The 19,655-nt window shown below is 61.9% G+C and carries 16 protein-coding genes and 2 pseudogenes; 7 read left to right on the forward strand and 11 right to left on the reverse strand.

Annotation, left to right across the window (positions count from 1 at the left end; all coding sequences use genetic code 11):
* Nucleotides 1-360: 360 nt before the first annotated feature.
* The 4 genes and pseudogenes from ACVWZ8_RS22910 to ACVWZ8_RS22925 all read right to left on the reverse strand — a co-directional run.
* A pseudogene (locus ACVWZ8_RS22910) lies at nt 361-597 on the reverse strand (IS1380 family transposase); the annotation flags it as partial.
* 203 nt (nt 598-800) lie between these two features.
* Complete coding sequence (locus ACVWZ8_RS22915; protein WP_456506111.1) at nt 801-1,388, reverse strand: TetR/AcrR family transcriptional regulator; 588 nt, start codon at nt 1,386-1,388, stop codon at nt 801-803.
* Nucleotides 1,389-1,482: 94 nt separating this feature from the next.
* Nucleotides 1,483-2,514, reverse strand: a complete 1,032-nt coding sequence (locus ACVWZ8_RS22920; RefSeq protein WP_456506112.1) for an IS30 family transposase — start codon at nt 2,512-2,514, stop codon at nt 1,483-1,485.
* Between the two features lie 269 nt (nt 2,515-2,783).
* On the reverse strand, nt 2,784-3,734 hold the full coding sequence (locus tag ACVWZ8_RS22925) for an IS1595 family transposase (protein WP_456505508.1): 951 nt from the start codon (nt 3,732-3,734) through the stop codon (nt 2,784-2,786).
* A 237-nt stretch (nt 3,735-3,971) separates the two neighbouring features.
* On the opposite strand from ACVWZ8_RS22925, the gene ACVWZ8_RS22930 reads away from it, so the two are divergent.
* From ACVWZ8_RS22930 to ACVWZ8_RS22945, 4 genes are all read left to right on the forward strand, one after another.
* A complete protein-coding gene (locus ACVWZ8_RS22930; RefSeq protein ID WP_456505472.1) occupies nt 3,972-5,096 on the forward strand; it encodes a tyrosine-type recombinase/integrase in 1,125 nt (374 codons plus the stop codon).
* On the forward strand, nt 5,089-5,442 hold the full coding sequence (locus tag ACVWZ8_RS22935; protein WP_456505471.1) for a helix-turn-helix domain-containing protein: 354 nt from the start codon (nt 5,089-5,091) through the stop codon (nt 5,440-5,442). Before ACVWZ8_RS22930 ends, ACVWZ8_RS22935 begins: the two co-directional genes overlap by 8 nt.
* Entirely contained in the window at nt 5,435-6,919 is a 1,485-nt protein-coding gene (locus ACVWZ8_RS22940; RefSeq protein WP_456505470.1) for a Fis family transcriptional regulator, read from the forward strand. The genes ACVWZ8_RS22935 and ACVWZ8_RS22940 overlap by 8 nt, the downstream gene beginning before the upstream one ends.
* A 1,108-nt stretch (nt 6,920-8,027) precedes the next feature.
* Nucleotides 8,028-9,194: an ISAs1 family transposase gene (locus ACVWZ8_RS22945; RefSeq protein ID WP_456504820.1), complete on the forward strand. Its 1,167-nt coding sequence runs from the start codon at nt 8,028-8,030 to the stop codon at nt 9,192-9,194.
* Here the strand turns inward: ACVWZ8_RS22945 and ACVWZ8_RS22950 are convergent.
* Nucleotides 9,191-10,354 (reverse strand): ISL3 family transposase, encoded by a 1,164-nt coding sequence (locus ACVWZ8_RS22950; RefSeq protein ID WP_456506113.1) that lies wholly within the window; start codon nt 10,352-10,354, stop codon nt 9,191-9,193. The genes ACVWZ8_RS22945 and ACVWZ8_RS22950 overlap by 4 nt on opposite strands.
* 113 nt (nt 10,355-10,467) lie before the next feature.
* Between ACVWZ8_RS22950 and ACVWZ8_RS22955 the strand changes: the two are divergent.
* Nucleotides 10,468-10,818, forward strand: a pseudogene (locus tag ACVWZ8_RS22955) (hypothetical protein); the annotation flags it as partial.
* Between the two features lie 666 nt (nt 10,819-11,484).
* Here the strand turns inward: ACVWZ8_RS22955 and ACVWZ8_RS22960 are convergent.
* The 3 genes from ACVWZ8_RS22960 to ACVWZ8_RS22970 form a co-directional block, all read right to left on the reverse strand.
* A complete protein-coding gene (locus tag ACVWZ8_RS22960) occupies nt 11,485-12,516 on the reverse strand; it encodes a Gfo/Idh/MocA family protein (RefSeq protein WP_456506040.1) in 1,032 nt (343 codons plus the stop codon).
* 86 nt (nt 12,517-12,602) lie between these two features.
* The gene (locus ACVWZ8_RS22965) at nt 12,603-13,592 is read right to left on the reverse strand and encodes an HAD-IIA family hydrolase (protein ID WP_456506114.1); all 990 of its coding nucleotides are present in this window, start codon (nt 13,590-13,592) and stop codon (nt 12,603-12,605) included.
* Nucleotides 13,593-13,735: 143 nt separating this feature from the next.
* Nucleotides 13,736-14,098, reverse strand: a complete 363-nt coding sequence (locus ACVWZ8_RS22970) for a cupin domain-containing protein (protein ID WP_456506115.1) — start codon at nt 14,096-14,098, stop codon at nt 13,736-13,738.
* A 247-nt stretch (nt 14,099-14,345) separates the two neighbouring features.
* On the opposite strand from ACVWZ8_RS22970, the gene ACVWZ8_RS22975 reads away from it, so the two are divergent.
* Nucleotides 14,346-15,839, forward strand: coding sequence for a glyceraldehyde-3-phosphate dehydrogenase (locus ACVWZ8_RS22975; protein ID WP_456506116.1), 1,494 nt, complete (start codon nt 14,346-14,348; stop codon nt 15,837-15,839).
* Nucleotides 15,840-16,233: 394 nt separating this feature from the next.
* Nucleotides 16,234-17,259 (forward strand): ATP-dependent 6-phosphofructokinase, encoded by a 1,026-nt coding sequence (locus ACVWZ8_RS22980; protein WP_456506117.1) that lies wholly within the window; start codon nt 16,234-16,236, stop codon nt 17,257-17,259.
* An 8-nt stretch (nt 17,260-17,267) separates the two neighbouring features.
* On the opposite strand, the gene fbaA is transcribed toward ACVWZ8_RS22980, so the two are convergent.
* The 3 genes from fbaA to rpe form a co-directional block, all read right to left on the reverse strand.
* Nucleotides 17,268-18,287: a class II fructose-bisphosphate aldolase gene (gene fbaA / locus ACVWZ8_RS22985; RefSeq protein ID WP_456506118.1), complete on the reverse strand. Its 1,020-nt coding sequence runs from the start codon at nt 18,285-18,287 to the stop codon at nt 17,268-17,270.
* Between the two features lie 160 nt (nt 18,288-18,447).
* Entirely contained in the window at nt 18,448-18,921 is a 474-nt protein-coding gene (locus ACVWZ8_RS22990) for a ribose-5-phosphate isomerase (RefSeq protein WP_456506119.1), read from the reverse strand.
* Between the two features lie 10 nt (nt 18,922-18,931).
* Nucleotides 18,932-19,651 (reverse strand): ribulose-phosphate 3-epimerase, encoded by a 720-nt coding sequence (gene rpe, locus ACVWZ8_RS22995; RefSeq protein WP_456506120.1) that lies wholly within the window; start codon nt 19,649-19,651, stop codon nt 18,932-18,934.
* Nucleotides 19,652-19,655: the final 4 nt, after the last annotated feature.

The following is a 19,655-nucleotide window of genomic DNA, read 5'->3' on the forward strand; positions in this document are numbered from 1 at the left end:
TCGAACGAATTTTCCTTAAGAATCATGAGTTTTCCTTTCAGCCTGTCCGGCCTTCTATAATGCGAAGGAGCATTTGCCGGTGAAGAACTTCATTGCGTTGTCATGGGTTTCGAATTTCACTGTTGTTCCCTTTGGGAAAGACAGCACATCAGGAACTTACATTGGAGGCGATTGGCTCCCTTCGCTGACGTGACCCCGGTCATGATTTGTCGCCGTTGATTTGGTCATCGACCGGTAGACTTCGGATGGGACCTTGTGGGTGATATTCATCCTCTAGGTACAAACGAATAGAAGGAACTCTCCTTTCGAATAGGTTCGACCACACTTTAGAACGGTTCGGTAGTATCAGCCCCATTCGGCAAGGTCGGAGACGTGCTCGCCGCCGGCGGCGAGCATCACCGCCAGCGGCCCGAGCAGCCTTCCGGGCCGGTGCGAGGCCATCGCGGGGACGAACTGCCCGAGCCGGTCCTCGCACAGATCCCGGAACCCGAGGGCGTCGATGAAAGACGTCAGGAGCCTGGCACCGGCATGGGAGACCAGCGACTGGCCGGTGAAAGTGACCGGGACGGACGGGAAGACCTTGGTAGGCTGGTGCATCGAAAAGGTGCTCCTTCAAGACACGGAAATAACGGCGTAGACACCCCTATTTTCCCTTGTCAGAGCACCTTTTCGTCTCTTAAACACACCCCTCAGCCCAACATTGATGAAAACCCCGGGCTAAGGCCATCCGATGGCGTATGCCCCGCGGCATTCCCCTTGGCGCGTTCTAGGGGTTCGTCGAGCCCCCACAGCGGAGTAGTTCAGACGCCGGCCTTGATCAGAAGTGCATCAATCATCATGAAGAACTGGGCGCGGTAATCGGTAGCCTTCGGGTCGGTCATGTATTGAATGGCGGCCCCGTCGTAAATCATGAGAAAGAGCCTCACCAGCGTGGGGAAGTCTATGAGGCACTGGTCACCGTTGCTTTGGGCGGCGGAAGAGAATATATTTCCCAGTTCCACTTCATAGGCGGGATAGATTTTCGCCGCCAGCGGACTGACGGCGGCATTGCGTGTTGCCCACAGAATCAGTTCGATCTCGGAAAGGATGCTTGCAGGCTCTTCCTCCAGTGCGCGCCAGTAGCCTTCGGCCACTTGTTCCACAGCTTTGCGTAGTCCCAAATGAACCGGGGCGCCGCTGGAAAAGCGGCTCAGGTTCTTGAACCAGGCCTCGGCGGCCGCGTCCATGAGCTCTTCTTTATTGCTGAAGCAATAATGAGCCGTAGCCAACGGAGCGTTAGCCTCCTTGGCTATAGCCCGAATGGTCACGGACTGGATACCCTCACGACGCATCAGTTCGACCGTCGCTGAAATCAGCTGTTCTTTTCGATCTTCAGCGGATACCCGCATAGTTCACTCTCCAGTCTCCCGGTTAGGTCCGACAGGGACACTTCCTTAACCCTATTGCTTGGCTGGAGAAAAAAGGTTGGCGGTGTCAACTCGTCTAAGCAACGTTGTCGTTGAGTAGCTTGTTGAATACTTCCCGTGGCGTGTAGAAGCCTAGAACTTTTCGTGGGCGGTCGTTGAGTTCGTCGGCGATGGAGTCCAGGTAGGGCTGGTGACTGGTCAGCTCTGTGCCCTTGGGGAGGTACTCGCGGATGAGCCCGTTGGTGTTCTCATTCGTTGGCCGCTCCCGCTCCCATGGTGAATGCGGGTGGGCGAAGTAGACGGGCAGGTCCGTTGCCACGGTCAAGGCGGCGTGGCGGGCCATCTCGGTACCCTGGTCCCACGTCAGGGAGCCACGCATCAGGGCCGGCAGATCGTGGACCCGGTCAATGAGAACGTCCGCCAGGCCGTGTGCCTTCTTACCTTCGGGCAGGCCGAGCATGATCACGAACCGGCTCGATCGTTCCACGAGCGTTGCCACCGCGGATTTACCGCCCTTACCCACGATGAGATCCCCCTCCCACGCGCCAGGAACACGCCGGTCGGTCGCTTCCTCGGGCCGGTCATCGATGCTGACCATCCCGATGATCCGGCCCCCGGTCCGCTCGCCCAGGGGCTTACGGCTTTTCCGCTTCGTGCGCTTGGATTGCAGCAGTATCCCGGCCTTCGCCAGCTCGCCTTTAGGCAGGGCGTAGATCCACCTGTAGAGCGCCTCGTGGGAGATGGTAGCGCCTTCGGCATCAGGGGATTTGGTCATGGTCTCAACGCTGGGCTCTGACGCTTCCAATTGCAAACGCCCAGCGATCTGCCGCGGCGTTCTCGACCTCTTCAGATCAGCACGGATCCGGGCTTCGAGCACCGGATTCCCATCGATCTTCCGCGGCTGCGGACGCGACCTCCGCTTCTCTGCGTTCACGTCCGCCGTGACCGGCCGGTATGCCCGCGTCTTCGTGGAATTACGGCGACGCTCCCGCCACACGATCGTGTGATCACGGCCAATATCCGCACCGATCCGCCGGTCCGTCCAGCCCGCCTTGATGCCTACCGCAATATCCGCCCTGTCAGACATCGCCAACGCCCTGCGAACCACCAGCAACTCCCACCGCTCAAACCAATGTTGTTGCTACGACGCTATGACACCGCCGTTCCCTCCGCCGTTTAGATATTTAATGAGTTGCCTTCAATCGGGAATGTGAAAACTTTTTCAGCGTTAACCGATGAAGCTTGGGCCGGCGCGCCAGTCAAACTGCGCGTGTCCGGAGACTGGACGGTACAAGAACGGACACAGGTATTGAAGCCCTAAAAAGTTGCCTCAGGCAACCAGCCTTACATAACGTCGGTAGTGGGTATCCGGTTAGCTCAGGTTGTGCTTTTCGATCCCGGACCGTGGGCGACGATTTGGCGATAGGTGGCTGGCGCCTGCTGTGCGCCGAGACCGAGCAAGGATTGGAAGGCCGCCATGGGTGTGCTGCGCCGGTTGTAGCGGAACGTGAACTCGTCGAGGTACACCTGCAGGTGTTCATTGCCCACGGAGCGGTGGGTTCCCCGCAGCCATGTCTTGAAGTTGCTGATGGCGCGGTGCACGCGGGGAAGGACAGGGTCGGGGTCGCCGGCTCTTTTGGCGGCCCGCTGGGATCGCGGGCGGTGGTCGTAGCCTTTGTTCCTCAACGGGACGTACCCCATCCAGCCGTCGGTGTGCACGATGGCGCCGGGAGCCACAGTGTCTGTCACGAAAGTGCCCAACGTGTCGCCGGACGCGTTGGGGATCACCTTCATCCGGACGCGTCCGGAGCCCTGACCACGCACCTCCACCGCCACGACTATCTGCGCGGCCCGGGCCGTGAGATTTCTGCCGCCGCGCCGGCCCACCTCCGGGCCGCCGACTTCGCATTCGTCCACCTCTACCTCGCCGGTCAGCAGGGTGCGTTCGGGGTTGACCATGGCGCGGCGCAGTTTGTGGAGCATGGTCCAGGCCGTCTCGTAGCGGCTGAGTCCGAGCTGGCGCTGCAGCTGCCTGGCCGAGATCCCCGGAGTTCCCGTCGTCATCAGGTAGGCCGCCCAGAACCACAAATGCAGTGCAGTGTGGGTCTTGTGGAGCACGGTACCGGCTGTCAGCGAAACCTGGTAACGGCATGCGGCGCATTCCCACAGCCCCCGCGCCGCCACGGGCCAGGCGGACTCCCCCTTGCACCGGGGACACGAATAGCCATCCGGCCAGCGGCACTCAAACAGATAGCCCAGGCAAGCCTGCTCGTCGCCGAATCTCGCCTGGAACTCCAGAATCGTCTTCGGAAAGTCCGGTCTCGACATTTACGCAGTCTACCTGAGCTAACCGGATACCCACTACGTCGGTTATCGGTGTCCAAAGCACGGGAGTAGAAGCAGCTGCGAGAACTCCCGTTCCGTGACGAATTCGGCGTTTCCGCAGGTCAAGCTATTTTTCTGGGGCTGACTGCATTCGGACGCCGGTGCGTGAATTTGCCCTTGGTCGCTTGCCGCTGTAGGTTTCCTGCATCTAATGCATGTTTCCATGGTTTAGGGGTTGCAGTGAGTGGTGCCGTTCCGGGTTTCGTCCCGCGGATGCTGGTGGATCCGGGTGTCGGGCTTTTTAGAGCTGACGAGCGGGTTTTCACGGCCATGCTGGATGGCTGGCGTGCGCAGATGCTGGCCCGTGGGCTCACGACGCAGACCATCAAGCAGCGCTGCCAGCTGCTGGAACGGTTTCAGGAGTTCACGGGCGAATTTCCGTGGCAATGGCGTCCGGTGGACATTGAGGAATTCCTGGCCGGACTGCGCTCCGGTGAAAAGCCGATCAGCCTGAAGACGCTGCGCTCGTACAGCAATGCCGTGGCGATGTTCTGCTCCTACCTGACGCACCCTGGCTACGGTTGGGGTGAGTTCTGCGAACGCACGTTCGGCGATATTCCAAGCCAGATCTGCTTTGAATGGAACACGCCCAGGCACACGACCGATGACGCCGTCCCGGCAGCGCGGCGGGCGTTCACCAAGGCGGAACTGCAACGGATTTTCGATCACATCGACGATCTGGTTGACCGTGAGTACGCGGCCGGGAGCAAGCGCTGGCTGCCCCTGTTCCGTGATTCGGTGGCGTTCAAAGTCTGTTATGCCTATGGGCTTCGCCGGCGCGAGATGACGATGCTGGATCTGGAGGACTTCGGCCCGAATCCACACGTGAGTGAGTATGGCCGTTTCGGTGCCATCCAGGTGCGGTTCGCCAAAGGCACTGCAGGTTCAGGGCCCAGACGCCGCACCGTACTGACCGTGCCGGAATTCGACTGGGTCGTCGATCAGCTGAGGACCTGGACCTCCGGAGGAATGCGGGCAATGTTCCCCACGGCGGACCGGTCATCGGCTCTCTGGCCAAGCGAACGGGGCGCCCGGATGTCCCTTGGGTCTTTCGGGGATGCCTTCGCAGCTGCACGGGACGCCGTTGGGCTGCCCAAGGAACTGGGGCTGCACTGCCTCAGACATTCCTATGTGACCCACCTGATCGAAGCCGGCTACGACCCGGCATTCGTGCAGACACAGGTCGGCCACTCGTACGCCTCGACCACCGGCCTCTACACATCAGTATCGTCGGACTTCAAGCAGAAAACCGTGCAGCAGATGATCGCACGCCGCATCGCTACCCTGGAGGACCCAGATGCCTGAACAGCGCCGGATCGGCTACCGCTGGAACCTGCGTGCCCTCATGGCCAAACGCAACCTCTGGAAGACCACCGAACTGATGCCCCTTCTGAGGTCCCGCGGAATCAACCTCTCCGAGAGCCAGGTTTACAGGCTGGTCACGGCCACGCCGGAACGCATCCCTGCCAGAACGTTCGCAGCGCTCTGCGACATCCTGGACTGCACCCCGAACGACCTGTTCGAACCATTCATTGAGATGCGCGCCGCGGCAACAGCCAACGCACCCCAGCGCAGCGAAGACCTCGGAATCCAACCAGGGAACCCGATCGCCAAACGCATCCGCCTCGTCACACCCGAGGACGGTGAGTAGGCCACGCAAAGCAGAGGACCCCATCCGCTGGCCGGTCCCCTGCAACCGCTGCGGCCAGCACCACCAAACCGTCGCACGATGGCCCGACGGCGGAGTCTGCGGCTACTGCTACCAACAAGCCAAACGCACCCGCGGCACCTGCGCCTGCGGACACGAAGGCGTCCTCCCCGGCCTCATCGACAGCCAACCCGCGTGCCGTCGATGCTCAGGCATCCGACTCAACATCGACTGCCGGACCTGCGGAGCCGAGGACGAACTTCACAGCGGCGGCCGCTGCTGGACCTGCGTCCTCGGAACTGTCGTAGATGACCTGCTCACCGACCCGGCCACGGGATCCGTCGCCAACGATCTGATCCCGCTTGCGGCGGCGCTGAAGTCGATGAAACGGGCCAACAGCGGCCTGACCTGGATCCGCCAAAAGCACGTCACCGCGTTCCTCCGAAACCTCGCGGTCGCACCAAAAATCACGCACGAAACCTTCGACGAACTTCCCGACTCACGCACCCGCGAGTACGTCCGCGGCCTCCTTACCGAACACGGGGTGCTCCCCCAACGCGACGAACTCCGAACGCGCTACGACAGCTGGGCCGCACAAGCCCTCGAACGCGTGAGGGATCCTCAGAACCTTGACGTGATCCGCCGCTACATCCGCTGGCACCATCAACGACGGATGAACCACATGGACGAAGTCGCCCGCGGCACCTTCCTACGCGCCAAACAGGAAGTCACCGTGGCCATCGATCTGCTCAACTGGCTCACTGCGCATGACATCAAACTGCCCGAGCTGCAGCAATCCCACCTCGACGTATGGCAAGCCGAAGGGCCCACAACCCGGCGCATCGCCGAGCGCTTCCTCAAATGGGCCATCAAGACCAAAGCCGCCCCAGCCGGTCTCATCATCGTTCCGCACCACCGCGGCACCAGCCCAAGACTCGCCAAGCCCGGACAGGACGAAGCGCTCAAACGAGTCATCCACGAAGACGGACTCGAGGCACGTGACAGGGCCGCCGCGATCCTCATCCTCGTCTTCGGACAACAGGCTGAAAAAATCGCACAACTAACCTGGAACGACGTGACCATCACCGAACAACTGGTCACCATCCAGCTCGGGACCACCCAGATCGCACTGCCGGATCCACTGGACAAGCCCTGGCGCGAACTCGCCGCAAACCCAATGCACGACCTGACCGCCTCACATCCCAATACCAAGTGGGTATTCCGCGGAGCCTCTCCCGGGCGTCACATCCACCCCGGACATCTCACAACACGCCTCAGCAAGCTCTTCAGCACCCGTGCCGCGCGGCTCGGAACCCTCCACGAACTCACCAAACTCGCACCCGTGGCCATCATCGCCGAAACCCTCGGCTACTCCCCCACAACCATCGAACGCCACGCCACCGACTCAGCCGCGGCCTACGCTCAATACATTGCAGCGGCGAAAATGTCGCTTGGCAGATTTGAGAGCGCCCACCGCTAACGGCATTGGCGGCTTATGGCGCCCCAGACAGACAGTTGCGCATGTGTCTTACTGCCTGCTGTGGTCCCTTGGCTCCCGCCTGCTCCGTCGCCATACTCTGGCCATATTCACGGCCAGCACCAGCGACACGAGCCCGGATATTAGAAGAAGAACCGTGATCCCAGCGCCACCCGCATACGTCGCTGCAATGATGAACAGGATGAGAGCGGACGCAGCAAAAACCACGCCAAGTGCAGGAATGAGCCATGGGGGCGTCCCAGGCGGAATAACAGGATGACCGATGCCGGAATCTTTCTGCGCCATCACGGATCTACCTTTCGCCCCAAAAGAAAGTGCGCCCAGGCCCTTACGGGCCACATGAAGCGCCCCGACATGCTGCCAGTGCATAAGGATGCGACGTCCGGTCAACGCTCTACCCGAATCTCGCCATGAACTTCTCCAAGTCCTCTTCCGACAATCATCAGCGACTCTCCAGTCCCGACGCTAAGCCCACTTCGTGAAATCAGCAACGGAGGCCCAACTCCCGTCTCACGAATATCCGTGCATGCCAGTTAAGAATGCGAGGGGGAGCCCTTGTCCGGCCGCGATATCTGTTGTCTTTTCCATCTAAGGTGACGCAGTTCCAACTTATTGGACGCATTGGCCGGCGTGTTTCATTACCGTTGACGCATGTTCGCGTCGGTGGCACTGGCAATGAACGAGGAAAGCCGGCTTGACCGGCCTGCCAGTTCGTGTGTGCTCACGGTTCGTGAAAACGCTGGTGGGTCGCTGAGTTCACAGGGCGTGGTGGGAGCCTTGGGGCTTAAGTTTGAGGACTTCGCTCCCGTCCGGTCGACTGCCGTATTTAGGCTCTCCTGACGTGAATGTGGGTTCGGTTATTTCTGGTATGGGAGTTCGATCTCGACGGGGCCGCAGGCGAGCATTATCAGGGCGAGGGCGGCTTCGGGTGTGTGGAATCCGTAGGAGCGGCGGGTCCAGGGCTAATGCAAAGTCGTGGGGTGGGTCCGGCAGGCTGGCGGTGACACGCGCCCAGTGCGTGCTTTTAAAGTAGGGGAACTCCTGTTAAACAGGGTGATTGTCTAGATCACTGTGTACCAGGAGTTCCTTCATGCCATCTTCCCCTATCAATACCATTGCCCGCCAGTTGGAGGTCATTCCGGAGCCGGTGAAGTCATCGCTGACGCCGGGGACGATGCGGGAAGTCCTTGCTTCCGTTCCGGATCCTCGGAAGCGCCGGGGCATCAGGTACGGGCTGGCGGGAATCCTGATTTTGGCGGTTTGCGCCATGCTTGCCGGGGCGAAGTCGTTTGCCGAGATCGCTGAGTGGGCCGCCGACACGGGACGCAAACCCTTGGCCAGGGCCGGCGTCAGTGTCCCGCATGTGACGACCATCCAGCGGGTGCTGGCCCGGGTGGACGGAGATGCCTTCGACACCGCCCTGGGCGCCTGGGTCATGGGCCAAGTGAAACCACAGGCCATTGCCGTGGATGGGAAGGAAGTCCGCGGGGCGAAGAACGGTGGCGGTGACCGGGTCCACTTGATGGCCGCCGTTGACCACGGAGCCGGCACCGTTCTGGGACAGGTTGACGTCGGCATCAAGACTAATGAAATCACCCGCTTCGAGGACCTTCTGAACACCATCACGAACCTCAAGGACGTGGTGGTCACGGCCGACGCGATGCATACCCAACGCTCCCACGCGGAATACCTCCATGGCCGCGGAGCCCATTACGTGCTCACCGTGAAAGGCAACCAGTGTGCCCTGCAACGGCAATTGAAAGAACTGCCGTGGGAGGACGTCCCGGTTGGCAACAGGCAGCGGCACCGCGGCCATGGCCGCGCCGGTTCCCGGGCGATCAAGGTCGTCACCATCGATGCCGGCATCCTCTTTCCGCATGCCGCCCAGGCAGCCCAGATCACCCGCAGGTCCCGGAAACTCAAGGGTAAAAAGTGGAGTGCTGAGACGGTGTACATCATCACGTCCCTGCCGCTGGAGACCACCAGCGCCGCCGAGCTCAACACGCTTGTGCAAGGTCACTGGACCATCGAGAACCGGCTCCACTGGGTCCGTGACGTGGTCTTCCTGGAAGACAAGTCCATGGTCAGGTCCGGCAATGCTCCCCGGCTCATGGCGTCCCTGCGAAACCTCATCATCAGCCTCTACCGGATAGCGAAAATCACCAACATCGCCAAAGCCACCCGACACACCGCCAGAGACGCCAAACGAGCCCTCAAACTCGCCAGAATCAACCCACTACCCACGACTTTGCATTAGCCCTGGCGGCGGGTCATGGTGCGGATCTTGTTGTTCAGTCCTTCGTGGCGGCCGTTGGAGAGTTTCCTGGTGACGGCGGCGTAGATCCCTTCGGTGTGGGATCGGATCGTGGCGGCGGCCCTGGCGAACTCGCGGATGTTGGATTTGGCGGCGAGGTCGCACCAGGTGGTGATCATCTCCATCACGTCATTGGGGTTGAGGTCGCCGGCGAAGACTTCCCGGAGGGATTCCTTGAGCTGGTAGGCGTCCCAGAGCAGCCCTCCGGTGCGTTCGAGCCCGGCCAAGGTGACTTGTTGCTTTTCGGTCAGGTTCTGCGGGTTTTTCAGCAGCACCCAGCGGGTTCCCTTGAACTTCTTCGCGATGTGCTGATCGGGCAGTTCACGGGCGCGTTGCCAGATGGAACGGCGGAAGGATTCCAGCGCGTTCGTGGCTAGCTGGATGACGTGGAACGGGTCGTAGCAGATGACCGCGTCCGGGGCGTTGGTCTTCACGGACTTGGCAAAAGCGGGCCCCATGTCCATGCTGACGGCCTCGATGGCCGTCGTGTTCACCGGTCCGATTTCTTTGAAGAATCCATCCAGTGTCGCCGCGTTTTTCCCCGGTGCACCCCAGACGATCTTCGAGGTGGAGTGGTCGGAGACGAGGGTGAGGTAGCGGTGGTGTTTGCGCCAGGAAATCTCATCCACCCCGATATTGAGCAGGCCTTCGAAGCGGCTCTCGTCGAGCTGTTCGGCCACGACGCGTTCACAGATCGCCCCGACGGTCCGCCACGCTATCCGGGCGAACTGGGAGACGGTGGTCTTGTCCGCCCGGATGACCAGCCAGGCGATCATGTCCTCAAAGTCCGTGCTGAACCGGGAGCCGGGCCGGGCGAACGGCACGCCCTGCACCACGACGCCGTGGCCGGGGCAGACCAGGCGCCGGCGGAGCATTGTGAGCACCAGGACCCTGCCGGAGAAATCCAGATGCCGCCACGTGGATTCCGCCCAGCGGGTGTCATATCCCGCCATCGTTGAGTAACTGCAGTGCGGGCAGTCAAGGCGCTTGCGGGCCTTCAACGCCACCCGCACCAGCATGGGACCACCGGAGCCGGGATCAACATCAACAACCCGGACCCCCGTCAGGTTCAAGACGCGGTTGAGTAGAGTAGTAGCACGCATGGGTAGCTCCGAAATTTGGACAGTGTGAGAACTCCCAAATCTACCGGGCTACCCATGCCCTCATAGCACACAAACCCTGACCCACACGTACGTCAGGAGAGCCCGTATTTAAGGGTCAGCGTAATTTCTCCGGCGAATGGTGGTGCTCAACCAACGGCCGGATGGTTCCGCATGAATCGTGGCTTGAACGCGACCATCTGATGAGCATGGACCAGGCCCCGAAAATTATTGGTATCGCCTCCCAACCCTTCAGGATCGACTTCAAGCTGCCCCACGGGCCGCGATGGCATGTCCCGGACTTCTTCACCCGCCTCAAGGACGGATCCGCACTTGTTGTTGATGTCCGGCCCGACAGCAGGACCGGGACCGCCAGGTATTCGAGGCGACCGATTCCCTTTGCCGCGGGCTTGGTTGGAGGTACAAGCGTGTGGGTGGACTCCCCCGCGTCTACCTGGCAAATCTGAGATGGCTCTCGGGCTACCGGCATCCGCGGCGCTTGGTGCAGGACATCTCCGCAGCCATCACCGGGTACTTGAGCGGTACCCCTGGTTCCTGCGCGCTTGGGCAGGTGGCGGCCGTTGTCGGCCATCCCGTGGCCACGTATCCCACCCTCTACCATCTGATGTGGTGGGGCATCATCAGCGCTGAGCTCCACGCTGCCCCGCTCGGGCCTCACCGTGACCTTCGAATCGCTGGATAGCGATGAGACCAATCGCGGAACATGTGCTCCGGGTCGGCGGATACCTTGAACTCCGCGGCCAGGCATACCGATTGCTGAGCCTCAACGGAAACATGGCCGTCCTTTCAGCCGCTGACGTGGCCCCGACGGCGGTAAACGTGCAGGAACTCTTCGCCGACCCGACATTCATGCCCGGGACGGGCCCGGCTCCTGGCCGCCGGCCACCGGCTTCTCCGGCGGTTTTCGATGCACTGCCGGCAGACATTCAGCAACGAGCGCGATGGCTGTGAGGGCTACTCAAACGAATATCGAAACCGAGCATCGAGTCGACTAAGTAAACGGTATTGCGAGTAACCCAGACCTTCCAACACGTACCTATTAATCGTGGCGGCCTTCGCGGAGGCCGCCAACCAGCTTTGCCGTCGGCGCCTCCGGCTAGAGCGTCAAATTGTCAGCTGACGCCTGGGCCAGCGCCAGAATGCGGTTTCGGTTCAGACGCCTCGTGTTTCCGCGCCGCCCTGTTGAGAGATTCCAACACCCGCGCGTTGTTTGCCGCGTCCGTGAGATGGTAGCGGAGCGGCGTACCGTTTAGGACGCTGTCGGCGAAGTGTTCGCCCATCCGTACGAAATGGTTTTCGCCTTTGAACTTGTGATGGGTAGTGTCCTGCCCGAAGTGATGCTCCTCCAGGACCGACTCTTCCTCCAACAGCCCAAAAGGATTGTCGAGGTAGAGCCGGCCCTCGGTGCCCGTCACTTCTAAGAAGTTACGGCGCTCGAGGTTCACTCCGGTATCAAAAAGCGCGGTTGCGCCGCCGGGGAAGCGCAGCATGCCCGCAATGCTGGTGTCAATTAGGCCGCCGTCGTTGGCGTCGCGGTAGTTGCCAAAGGCGGCGACTTGAGCAGGCTCCTGCGCCGTGACCATTCGGCTCATGTTGACGCAATAGCACCCCGTATCGAAAAGTGCGCCGCCGCCGAGACCGGCATACCAGCGGATGTTGTCGTCCCCGCCCGCATCGAAGGAGTGACCAACGTGGACAAATGTCAATTTGCCCACGGCACCGGCCGCGAGCAGCTCCTGCATCTTCTCGAAACGCGGGTGAAAACGGTACATGAAGCCCTCTAGGACTTTGAGCCCGGTCTCGTCGGCCTTGCGCGTAATCTCCTCGCACTCCGCGGCGCTCATCGCCAAGGGCTTTTCACAGAGGACGTGCTTGCCTGCGTCCAAGGATTTTAGGATCCACTCGAGGTGCAGTGCGTTCGGCAGCGCAATGTAGACGGCGTCGATGTCCGGGGACGCGAGCAGCGCCTCATAAGAGCCAAACGCCTGTGGGATGCCGTGCTTGTCGGCGTACTCCCTAGCCTTTTCCAAGGTGCGGGAAGCGAAACCTACGACCTCACCGTTTTTCGTTTCCTGCAACGCCGGAATTGTCTTGCGGACGATGCGGGCGCTGCCCAGGACGCCCCAACGCAATTTCTCGCTCATTGAACTCTCCTTTTCTAATGCCTACCCCGCCTGGGAGGGTTCTGCACCTACTGCGGTTCCTTCCTGACCAAACGACCTGTCGGCCCCTACCCAGCCGTCGCAAACACGATTTCCGGCGCAGAATGCGGTGTCATAACCGGGTGGGCTGCCCACCAGGCGGCGCACGCGGCGCGCCAACTGTTAAGGTCGTTTTCACGGCCATTGACCCTTACCGTCGATCCCGATGCCCGGGCCACTGCCGTGCCACAGGAGTAGGCTCCGTCGTCGGCCGTGATCGCGGGGTACTCCACGTAGAGTTCGCCCAGAGAACGAATCAAGTAGTTCGGACGCTCGTCCAAGCGTGCAGCCAGCGCCGTTTGGACCGAGTCCACGCCCGTGAGAACGAGAACCGTGGCCATGCCTGCGCGATTTCCGCCGAGGATGTCGGTGTCCAGTCGGTCGCCGACGACGAGAGCGCGCTCAACGCCGGAGTGGCGCGCCGCCGTCTCGAAGAGGGCTGCTTCTGGTTTTCCTGCTACTAGGGGCGACTTGCCGGTGGCAGCAGCAACCGCGGCCACCAATGACCCGTTCCCGGGAGCGAACCCCCGCTCCTGTGGAAGGGTCATGTCCATGTTTGTCGCTACCCAGGTGGCACCTGCTGTGACCGCGTAGGCGGCTTCTGCCAGGTCCTTCCAGCCGAGGTCAGGGGAAAATCCCTGGATGACTGCGTCTGGCCGATCATCCGAGCTTGGCACGACGACGAGCCCTTGCGCCCTGACGGAGTCTGCGAGGATCTGACTGCCCACGACGAGCACAGCCGCACCGGCGGCCATCTTGGCGGCCAACAGCTCTGCACCGGCCAGCGCGGATCCGAATACCTGCTCAGCGGTGGCAGGTGCTCCTAATTCCCGGAGGTGGGTGGCAACCTCCTCTGGTGAGCGCGACGCGTTGTTTGTCACGTATGCCAGGCTCTTGCCCTCACCCTCGAGCTTGTCGAGTGCGTTGGTAGCGCCATCGATCGCCCTCGGTCCGGTATACACGACGCCATCGAGGTCCGCCAGCACTCCGTCAAAGCCGTCAATTAACCGCCTGCTCATTGATACCTCACCTTCCGCTGGTGTTGATCACCTGCTTGCGCTCTTATGGGAGCCCTTGTCGAAGTCAGCAGGAGACGGTGTGACCCCTGGCGCTACCTTTGACGCTTCGTTGTGCCTGGTTCGAGCTCGGCAGCGGTCTCGTGTCAGGGCACGAAAATTACAAAGAACTTTCTGATGCGTTCTTGGATCTCCCATGTCCCCTGCCACCCGATGGGGAAGACAGCGCAGGTTCCGGCCTCCAGAGTGATCGGTTCAGCACCATCCTGGGTGACCACCATGCGGCCTTCCAGGATATGAATCGCTTCACCGCGCTCAAGGAATTCCCACCGCGAGAGGCCTGGGTCGGCCTCCCAGACTCCGGAGAGGATGCGGGAGTCGTCGCTGGTAAAGGGAATGGCAATTCGCGTTGGTATTTCGTCGCCGAGTACCTCGGCCAACGGAGGTCCGAGCAAGGATTCGTCTAGTTTCCCCTCGAAGAGTTCGGCGGGCTGAAAAGTTACGCTCATTGGATTTGCCTTTCTGCTTTTACTCGCCGACAACGTCTCCGGCGGGCTGATGAGTGACCAGATAGAGGCACTCTAGCCCAGCCTGTTCGGGTGGGCAAAGGGCCGCGCTCCGCCACGGCGCGCCGCTCAGACTACCCAATAGGGTAGTCAAAACCATCCGGAAATGGCGTTTCCCCTATCCGTAAATGACAGGACCATGGAGGCTAGGCCAAGCTCCAACAAATCAGCCATTGCGAAAGGACGCCCCATGCTACAACCCTCAGATTCTTGCCTTGTGACGTGGATGGGCCGGGAGGCCCTTGCCGAGGCCATGATTCCGGTGATTGGTCGGCTGTACCGCGAAAACAATGTGGTTACGAGCATCCACGGCCGCAGCCTGGTCAACAAGTCCACCATGAACATCCTGAAGGCGCACCGCTTCGCGCGTCGGGTCAGTGAAGACGAGCTGCTCCTGGAGGAGACCGCCCCGCTCCTGAACGCCCTCGCCGGATTGGAGTTGGGCGCGGCAGCTATCGATATCGCCCGCCTCAACCAGAAGTTCAAGGAAGAGGGCGCCGGGGTAACGCTGGAGAAGTTCCTCCGTACCGAACTCGCCGACGTCGTCGGCCGGCGCGGCGCTGATGACCGCACCAGCACTGACATCGTGCTCTACGGCTTTGGCCGGATCGGCCGCCTGCTTGCCCGCCTCCTGATCGAAAAGGCAGGTGGCGGCCACGGCCTGCGCCTGCGCGCCATCGTGGTACGCCGAGGCTCGGACAAGGACCTCACCAAGCGCGCCAGCCTCCTGCGCCGCGACTCGGTCCACGGCTCCTTCGAGGGGACCATCCGTGTGGACGAGGCTGCCAACACCATCACCGCGAACGGTGTCCAGGTCCAGGTCATTTACTCGGACAATCCCGCCACCATCGATTACACCGCCTACGGCATCAGGGATGCCCTCGTAGTGGACAACACGGGCCGCTGGCGCGACGCTGAAGGCCTGTCGCAGCACCTGCAGAGCAAGGGTGTTGCCCGCGTGCTCCTCACTGCTCCGGGCAAGGGCGCGCTGAAGAACATCGTGCACGGCATTAACCACGGCAGCATCGAGGATACTGACCAGATCGTGTCCGCGGCGTCCTGCACCACCAACGCCATCACCCCGGTCCTGAAGGCAATCAATGACAGGTTCGGCGTGATCCACGGTCATGTGGAGACCGTCCACTCGTTCACCAACGACCAGAACCTGATCGACAATTTCCACAAGGGCGACCGCCGCGGCCGCTCCGCCGCGCTGAACATGGTGATCACGGAAACCGGAGCGGCCACTGCTGTGGCGAAGGCGCTGCCGGAACTTCTGGGCAAGCTTACGGGAAGTTCCATCCGCGTCCCTACCCCGGACGTCAGCCTGGCCATCCTGAACCTCAGCCTGGAAAACGGCACCACCAAGGATGAGGTCAACAGCTTCCTCCGCGACATGTCACTGCACTCTGACCTGCGCAAGCAAATCGACTATATGGATTCACCCGAAGTTGTCTCCACGGATTTCGTCGGTTCCCGCCATGCCGGCATTGTTGATGGCCTAGCCACCATCTCCAACGGCAAGAACCTCGTCCTGTACGTCTGGTACGACAACGAGTTCGGCTACAGCTGCCAGGTAGTCCGGGTTATGGAGGAAATGGCAGGCGTTAACTGGCCGTCGTTCCCCGCGAGGGATGTGGTCCAGGAGGCCATGTCAGTGCTTGCCGCGTTGAAATCGGCCTAGTTGAAGGAGGACTCAATGCTCTTTGTTGATTCCTCTGCGGCTAAGGAGCCGCCTCTCACACCGCCGTCGCCAGGCCAGCCTCCCGCTCCCACTCCTCTCAGGAAACCTGTTCCCCTCTCCCAGGTACGGCCCGTCCCAGGCCGTGACCGCGAAGTGCAACAGCTTATCCACGACCTCGCCGTTCTGGCAGCAAGGCATGATCAGCAGGTCAGTGGAGCGCAATCCCGGACAGGAGTTTCGCCTTGAAGCGGCACGTGCAGCTCAGGCTTGTGCGGTGTGGCGCACCCCGGATCTGCAACCGGTTTGTGCCCTACTACCTAGCTCCTACAACACTTCCAGGTGCGTCAGTGTGGCGCTCTTCCTGTAAACCCTCTCCCAGAATTTGAGCCGAAACATGAAAATTGGAATCCTCACCAGCGGCGGCGACTGCCCCGGCCTGAACGCGGTCATCCGCGGCGCCGTACTTAAAGGCATTACCGTCCACGGCCACGAGTTCGTCGGGTTCCTGGACGGCTGGCGCGGCGTGGTTGAGGGCAACATCATCGAGATCCCCCGCACCATGGTCCGCGGCATTGCCAAGCAGGGCGGCACCATCCTGGGTACGTCCCGCACCAACCCGTTCGAAAACGGCGGCGGACCCGCGCTCATCAAGGCCCACATGGACCGCCTGGGCATCGACGCCATCATTGCCATCGGCGGTGAGGGAACCCTCGCCGCCGCGAAGCGGCTCACCGACGCAGGGCTGAAGATCGTGGGCGTCCCCAAGACGGTGGACAACGACCTCGACGCCACCGACTACACCTTCGGCTTCGACACCGCCGTGCAGATCGCCACCGAAGCGATCGACAGGCTGCGCACCACGGCAGAATCCCACCACCGGTGCATGATCGCCGAGGTCATGGGCCGGCATGTGGGCTGGATTGCCCTGCACGCAGGCATGGCCGCGGGCGCGCACGCCATCCTGATTCCGGAGCAGAAGATCAGTATTGGACAGATCGCTCAGTGGGTGAAGGAAGCCCACGCCCGCGGACGCGCGCCGCTGGTAGTTGTGGCCGAGGGCTTTGTTCCAGAGCATATGGAATCCCCGTACTCAGAGCGGGGCCTGGACACCTTCGGCCGGCCCCGTCTGGGCGGCATCGCGGACCAGCTGGTTCCGGAACTGGAAGCCCGGACCGGCATCGAAACCCGAGCCACCATTCTGGGCCACATCCAGCGCGGCGGCGTTCCGTCGGCCTTCGACCGCGTCCTCGCAACGCGCCTGGGCATGGCCGCCATTGATTCCGTGGTTGAGGGCTGCTGGGGCACCATGGTGGCGCTGAAGGGGACGGATATCCGGCACGTGAATTTTGAGGAAGCATTGGGCCAGCTGAAGACCGTGCCACAGGACCGCTACGAGGAGGCAGCGGTCCTGTTCGGCTGACCTTTTCTTTAGAACGTTTTTCCGGCGGAGCCGAGCTGCTTGGTCGCTTCCACGAGGCGGGCGGACAGGCCGGCCTCGGCGGAGGCACCCCAGATGCGGGGATCGTAGAGCTTCTTGTTGCCCACTTCGCCGTCGACCTTCAGCACGCCGGCGTAGTTCTTGAACATGTGGTCCACCACGGGACGGGTGTAGGCGTACTGGGTGTCGGTGTCGATGTTCATCTTGATCACGCCGTAGGAGACGGCGTCGGCGATCTCCTGGTCGCTGGAGCCGGAGCCGCCGTGGAACACGAGGTCGAACGGGCTGTCGTTGCCCAGCTTGGCTCCCACTTGAGCCTGGATGTCCTTGAGGATCTCCGGGCGCAGCTTCACGCCGCCCGGCTTGTACACGCCGTGCACGTTGCCGAACGTCAGGGCAGTCATGTAGCGGCCGTTCTCGCCGGCACCGAGGGCCTCGATGGTGGCCAGGGCATCCTCGACCGTGGTGTACAGCTTGTCGTTGATGGCGTTTTCCACGCCGTCCTCCTCGCCACCGACGATGCCGATTTCAACTTCCAGGATCATCTTCGCGGCGGCGGTGCGCTCCAGCAGTTCGCGCGCGGTGCTCAGATTCTCATTCAACGGCTCATGCGAACCGTCCCACATGTGCGAGTTGAAGATCGGGTTGCGGCCGGCCTTGACCTCGGCCTCCGAAGCTGCCAGCAGCGGCAGGACAAAGCCGTCCAGCTTGTCCTTCGGGCAGTGGTCCGTGTGCAGGGCGATGTTGACGTTGTAGTTCTTCGCCATCTCACGGGCGAACGCGGCGAAACCGAGTGAACCGGCCACCATGTCCTTGACCGATGCGCCGGACCAGTAGGCGGCACCGCCGGTGGACACCTGGACGATGCCATCGGACTCAGCCTCGGCGAAGCCGCGCAGGGCGGCGTTCAGCGTCTGCGAAGAGGTGACGTTGACGGCCGGGAATGCATAGCCACCGGCCTTGGCACGGTCGATCATCTCGGAGTAGATCTCTGGGGTTGCAATGGGCATGCTGACTCCTATGCTGAGTTTTCGTCTATGCGCCCGTTCCCATTTGGTCCAGGCGCTCTACGCCTTCCGGTTCGGAATTCAACCAGGACGGCGACTTAAACAAGAAGGCGGCTACGCCATAGCCCCGCCGCATGGGACGGAGCTATGACGCAGCCGGGTTTTATTCGGCCACCTCGCCGGTGGTTTCGTAGGTGGCGATCTTGCCGATGCGGCGTTCGTGGCGTTCAGCATTGCTGAACGGTTCTGCCAGGAACGCTTCGATCAGTTCGGTCGCCTCGTGAACGGTGTGCTGCCGCCCGCCCACTGCCACCACGTTGGCATTGTTGTGTTCGCGGGCCAGTTTCGCCGTGTCGAGGTTCCAGGCCAAGGCCGCGCGGACGCCTTTGACCTTGTTCGCGGCGATCTGCTCACCGTTGCCCGAGCCGCCCAGTACGATTCCGAGGGCGTCCACGCCCGCGGCCTGGTCGGCCACGACGGCGGCTGCTGCCTTAATACAGAACGCCGGGTAGTCGTCCTCGGCGTCATAGGCGGCCGGCCCGTGGTCCACCATCTCGTAGCCGTTGGCAGACAGTGCATTGATGAGGTGGGCGCTTAGCTCCATCCCGGCGTGGTCGGTTGCGATGTGAACGCGCATGTGTGGTCCTTCAGGCTGGTTGGGGTGCGGTGTTGTTCAAGTGGAGAGCCCTTCGGCCGAAGGCGAGCTGCCCGTTCGTGCGCAGTGACTCGATGGCGTCCTCGGGCGAGGGCCTGCCGTAGACGGCTGATCCGGCCACGAAGACGTTGGCGCCGGCTTCCGCGGCGCGGGTGATGGTTTCTTCCGTGATGCCGCCGTCGACCTGGATGGCCACGTTCACCCCGGAACCCTCGATCGCCGCGCGGGCACGGCGGATCTTGGGCAACATGACGTCCAGGAATGCCTGGCCGCCGAAGCCGGGCTCCACCGTCATGATCAACAGCATGTCCAGTTCCGGGAGCATGTCCAGGTACGGTTCCACCGGGGTGGCCGGGCGCAGTGCCATGCCCGCCTTGGCCCCGCGCGCACGGAGTTCGCGGGCGAGTTTGATGGGGGCGTCGGATGCCTCCACGTGGAACGTCACAGAGCTCAGGCCGGCGTCGGCGTACTGCGGCGCCCAGCGGTCCACATTGGCAATCATCAGGTGGGCGTCCAACGGGACGGGGCTGACCTTCTGCAGCCGTTCTACAACAGGCAGGCCGATGGTCAGATTTGGCACAAAGTGGTTGTCCATGACATCCACGTGCACGGCATCGGCGTTGCTGATGCGGGCAAGTTCGGCCTCGAGGTTGACGAAGTCGGCCGAGAGGATGCTGGGGTTGATGCAGCAGTTCAGAGGTGATGCGGACATGATG

The sequence above is a fragment of the Arthrobacter sp. UYCu723 genome (genome assembly GCF_054059215.1).

What these genes read in the sequence shown, in the direction of transcription:
- ACVWZ8_RS22915 (WP_456506111.1), bottom strand. Translation starts at nt 1,388, where the DNA reads ATGCGGGTATCCGCTGAAGATCGAAAAGAACAGCTGATTTCAGCGACG.
- ACVWZ8_RS22925 (WP_456505508.1), bottom strand. Translation starts at nt 3,734, where the DNA reads ATGTCGAGACCGGACTTTCCGAAGACGATTCTGGAGTTCCAGGCGAGA.
- ACVWZ8_RS22935 (WP_456505471.1), top strand. Translation starts at nt 5,089, where the DNA reads ATGCCTGAACAGCGCCGGATCGGCTACCGCTGGAACCTGCGTGCCCTC.
- ACVWZ8_RS22945 (WP_456504820.1), top strand. Translation starts at nt 8,028, where the DNA reads ATGCCATCTTCCCCTATCAATACCATTGCCCGCCAGTTGGAGGTCATT.
- ACVWZ8_RS22950 (WP_456506113.1), bottom strand. Translation starts at nt 10,354, where the DNA reads ATGCGTGCTACTACTCTACTCAACCGCGTCTTGAACCTGACGGGGGTC.
- ACVWZ8_RS22960 (WP_456506040.1), bottom strand. Translation starts at nt 12,516, where the DNA reads ATGAGCGAGAAATTGCGTTGGGGCGTCCTGGGCAGCGCCCGCATCGTC.
- ACVWZ8_RS22965 (WP_456506114.1), bottom strand. Translation starts at nt 13,592, where the DNA reads ATGAGCAGGCGGTTAATTGACGGCTTTGACGGAGTGCTGGCGGACCTC.
- ACVWZ8_RS22970 (WP_456506115.1), bottom strand. Translation starts at nt 14,098, where the DNA reads ATGAGCGTAACTTTTCAGCCCGCCGAACTCTTCGAGGGGAAACTAGAC.
- ACVWZ8_RS22975 (WP_456506116.1), top strand. Translation starts at nt 14,346, where the DNA reads ATGCTACAACCCTCAGATTCTTGCCTTGTGACGTGGATGGGCCGGGAG.
- ACVWZ8_RS22980 (WP_456506117.1), top strand. Translation starts at nt 16,234, where the DNA reads ATGAAAATTGGAATCCTCACCAGCGGCGGCGACTGCCCCGGCCTGAAC.
- fbaA (WP_456506118.1), bottom strand. Translation starts at nt 18,287, where the DNA reads ATGCCCATTGCAACCCCAGAGATCTACTCCGAGATGATCGACCGTGCC.
- ACVWZ8_RS22990 (WP_456506119.1), bottom strand. Translation starts at nt 18,921, where the DNA reads ATGCGCGTTCACATCGCAACCGACCACGCCGGGATGGAGCTAAGCGCC.
- rpe (WP_456506120.1), bottom strand. Translation starts at nt 19,651, where the DNA reads ATGTCCGCATCACCTCTGAACTGCTGCATCAACCCCAGCATCCTCTCG.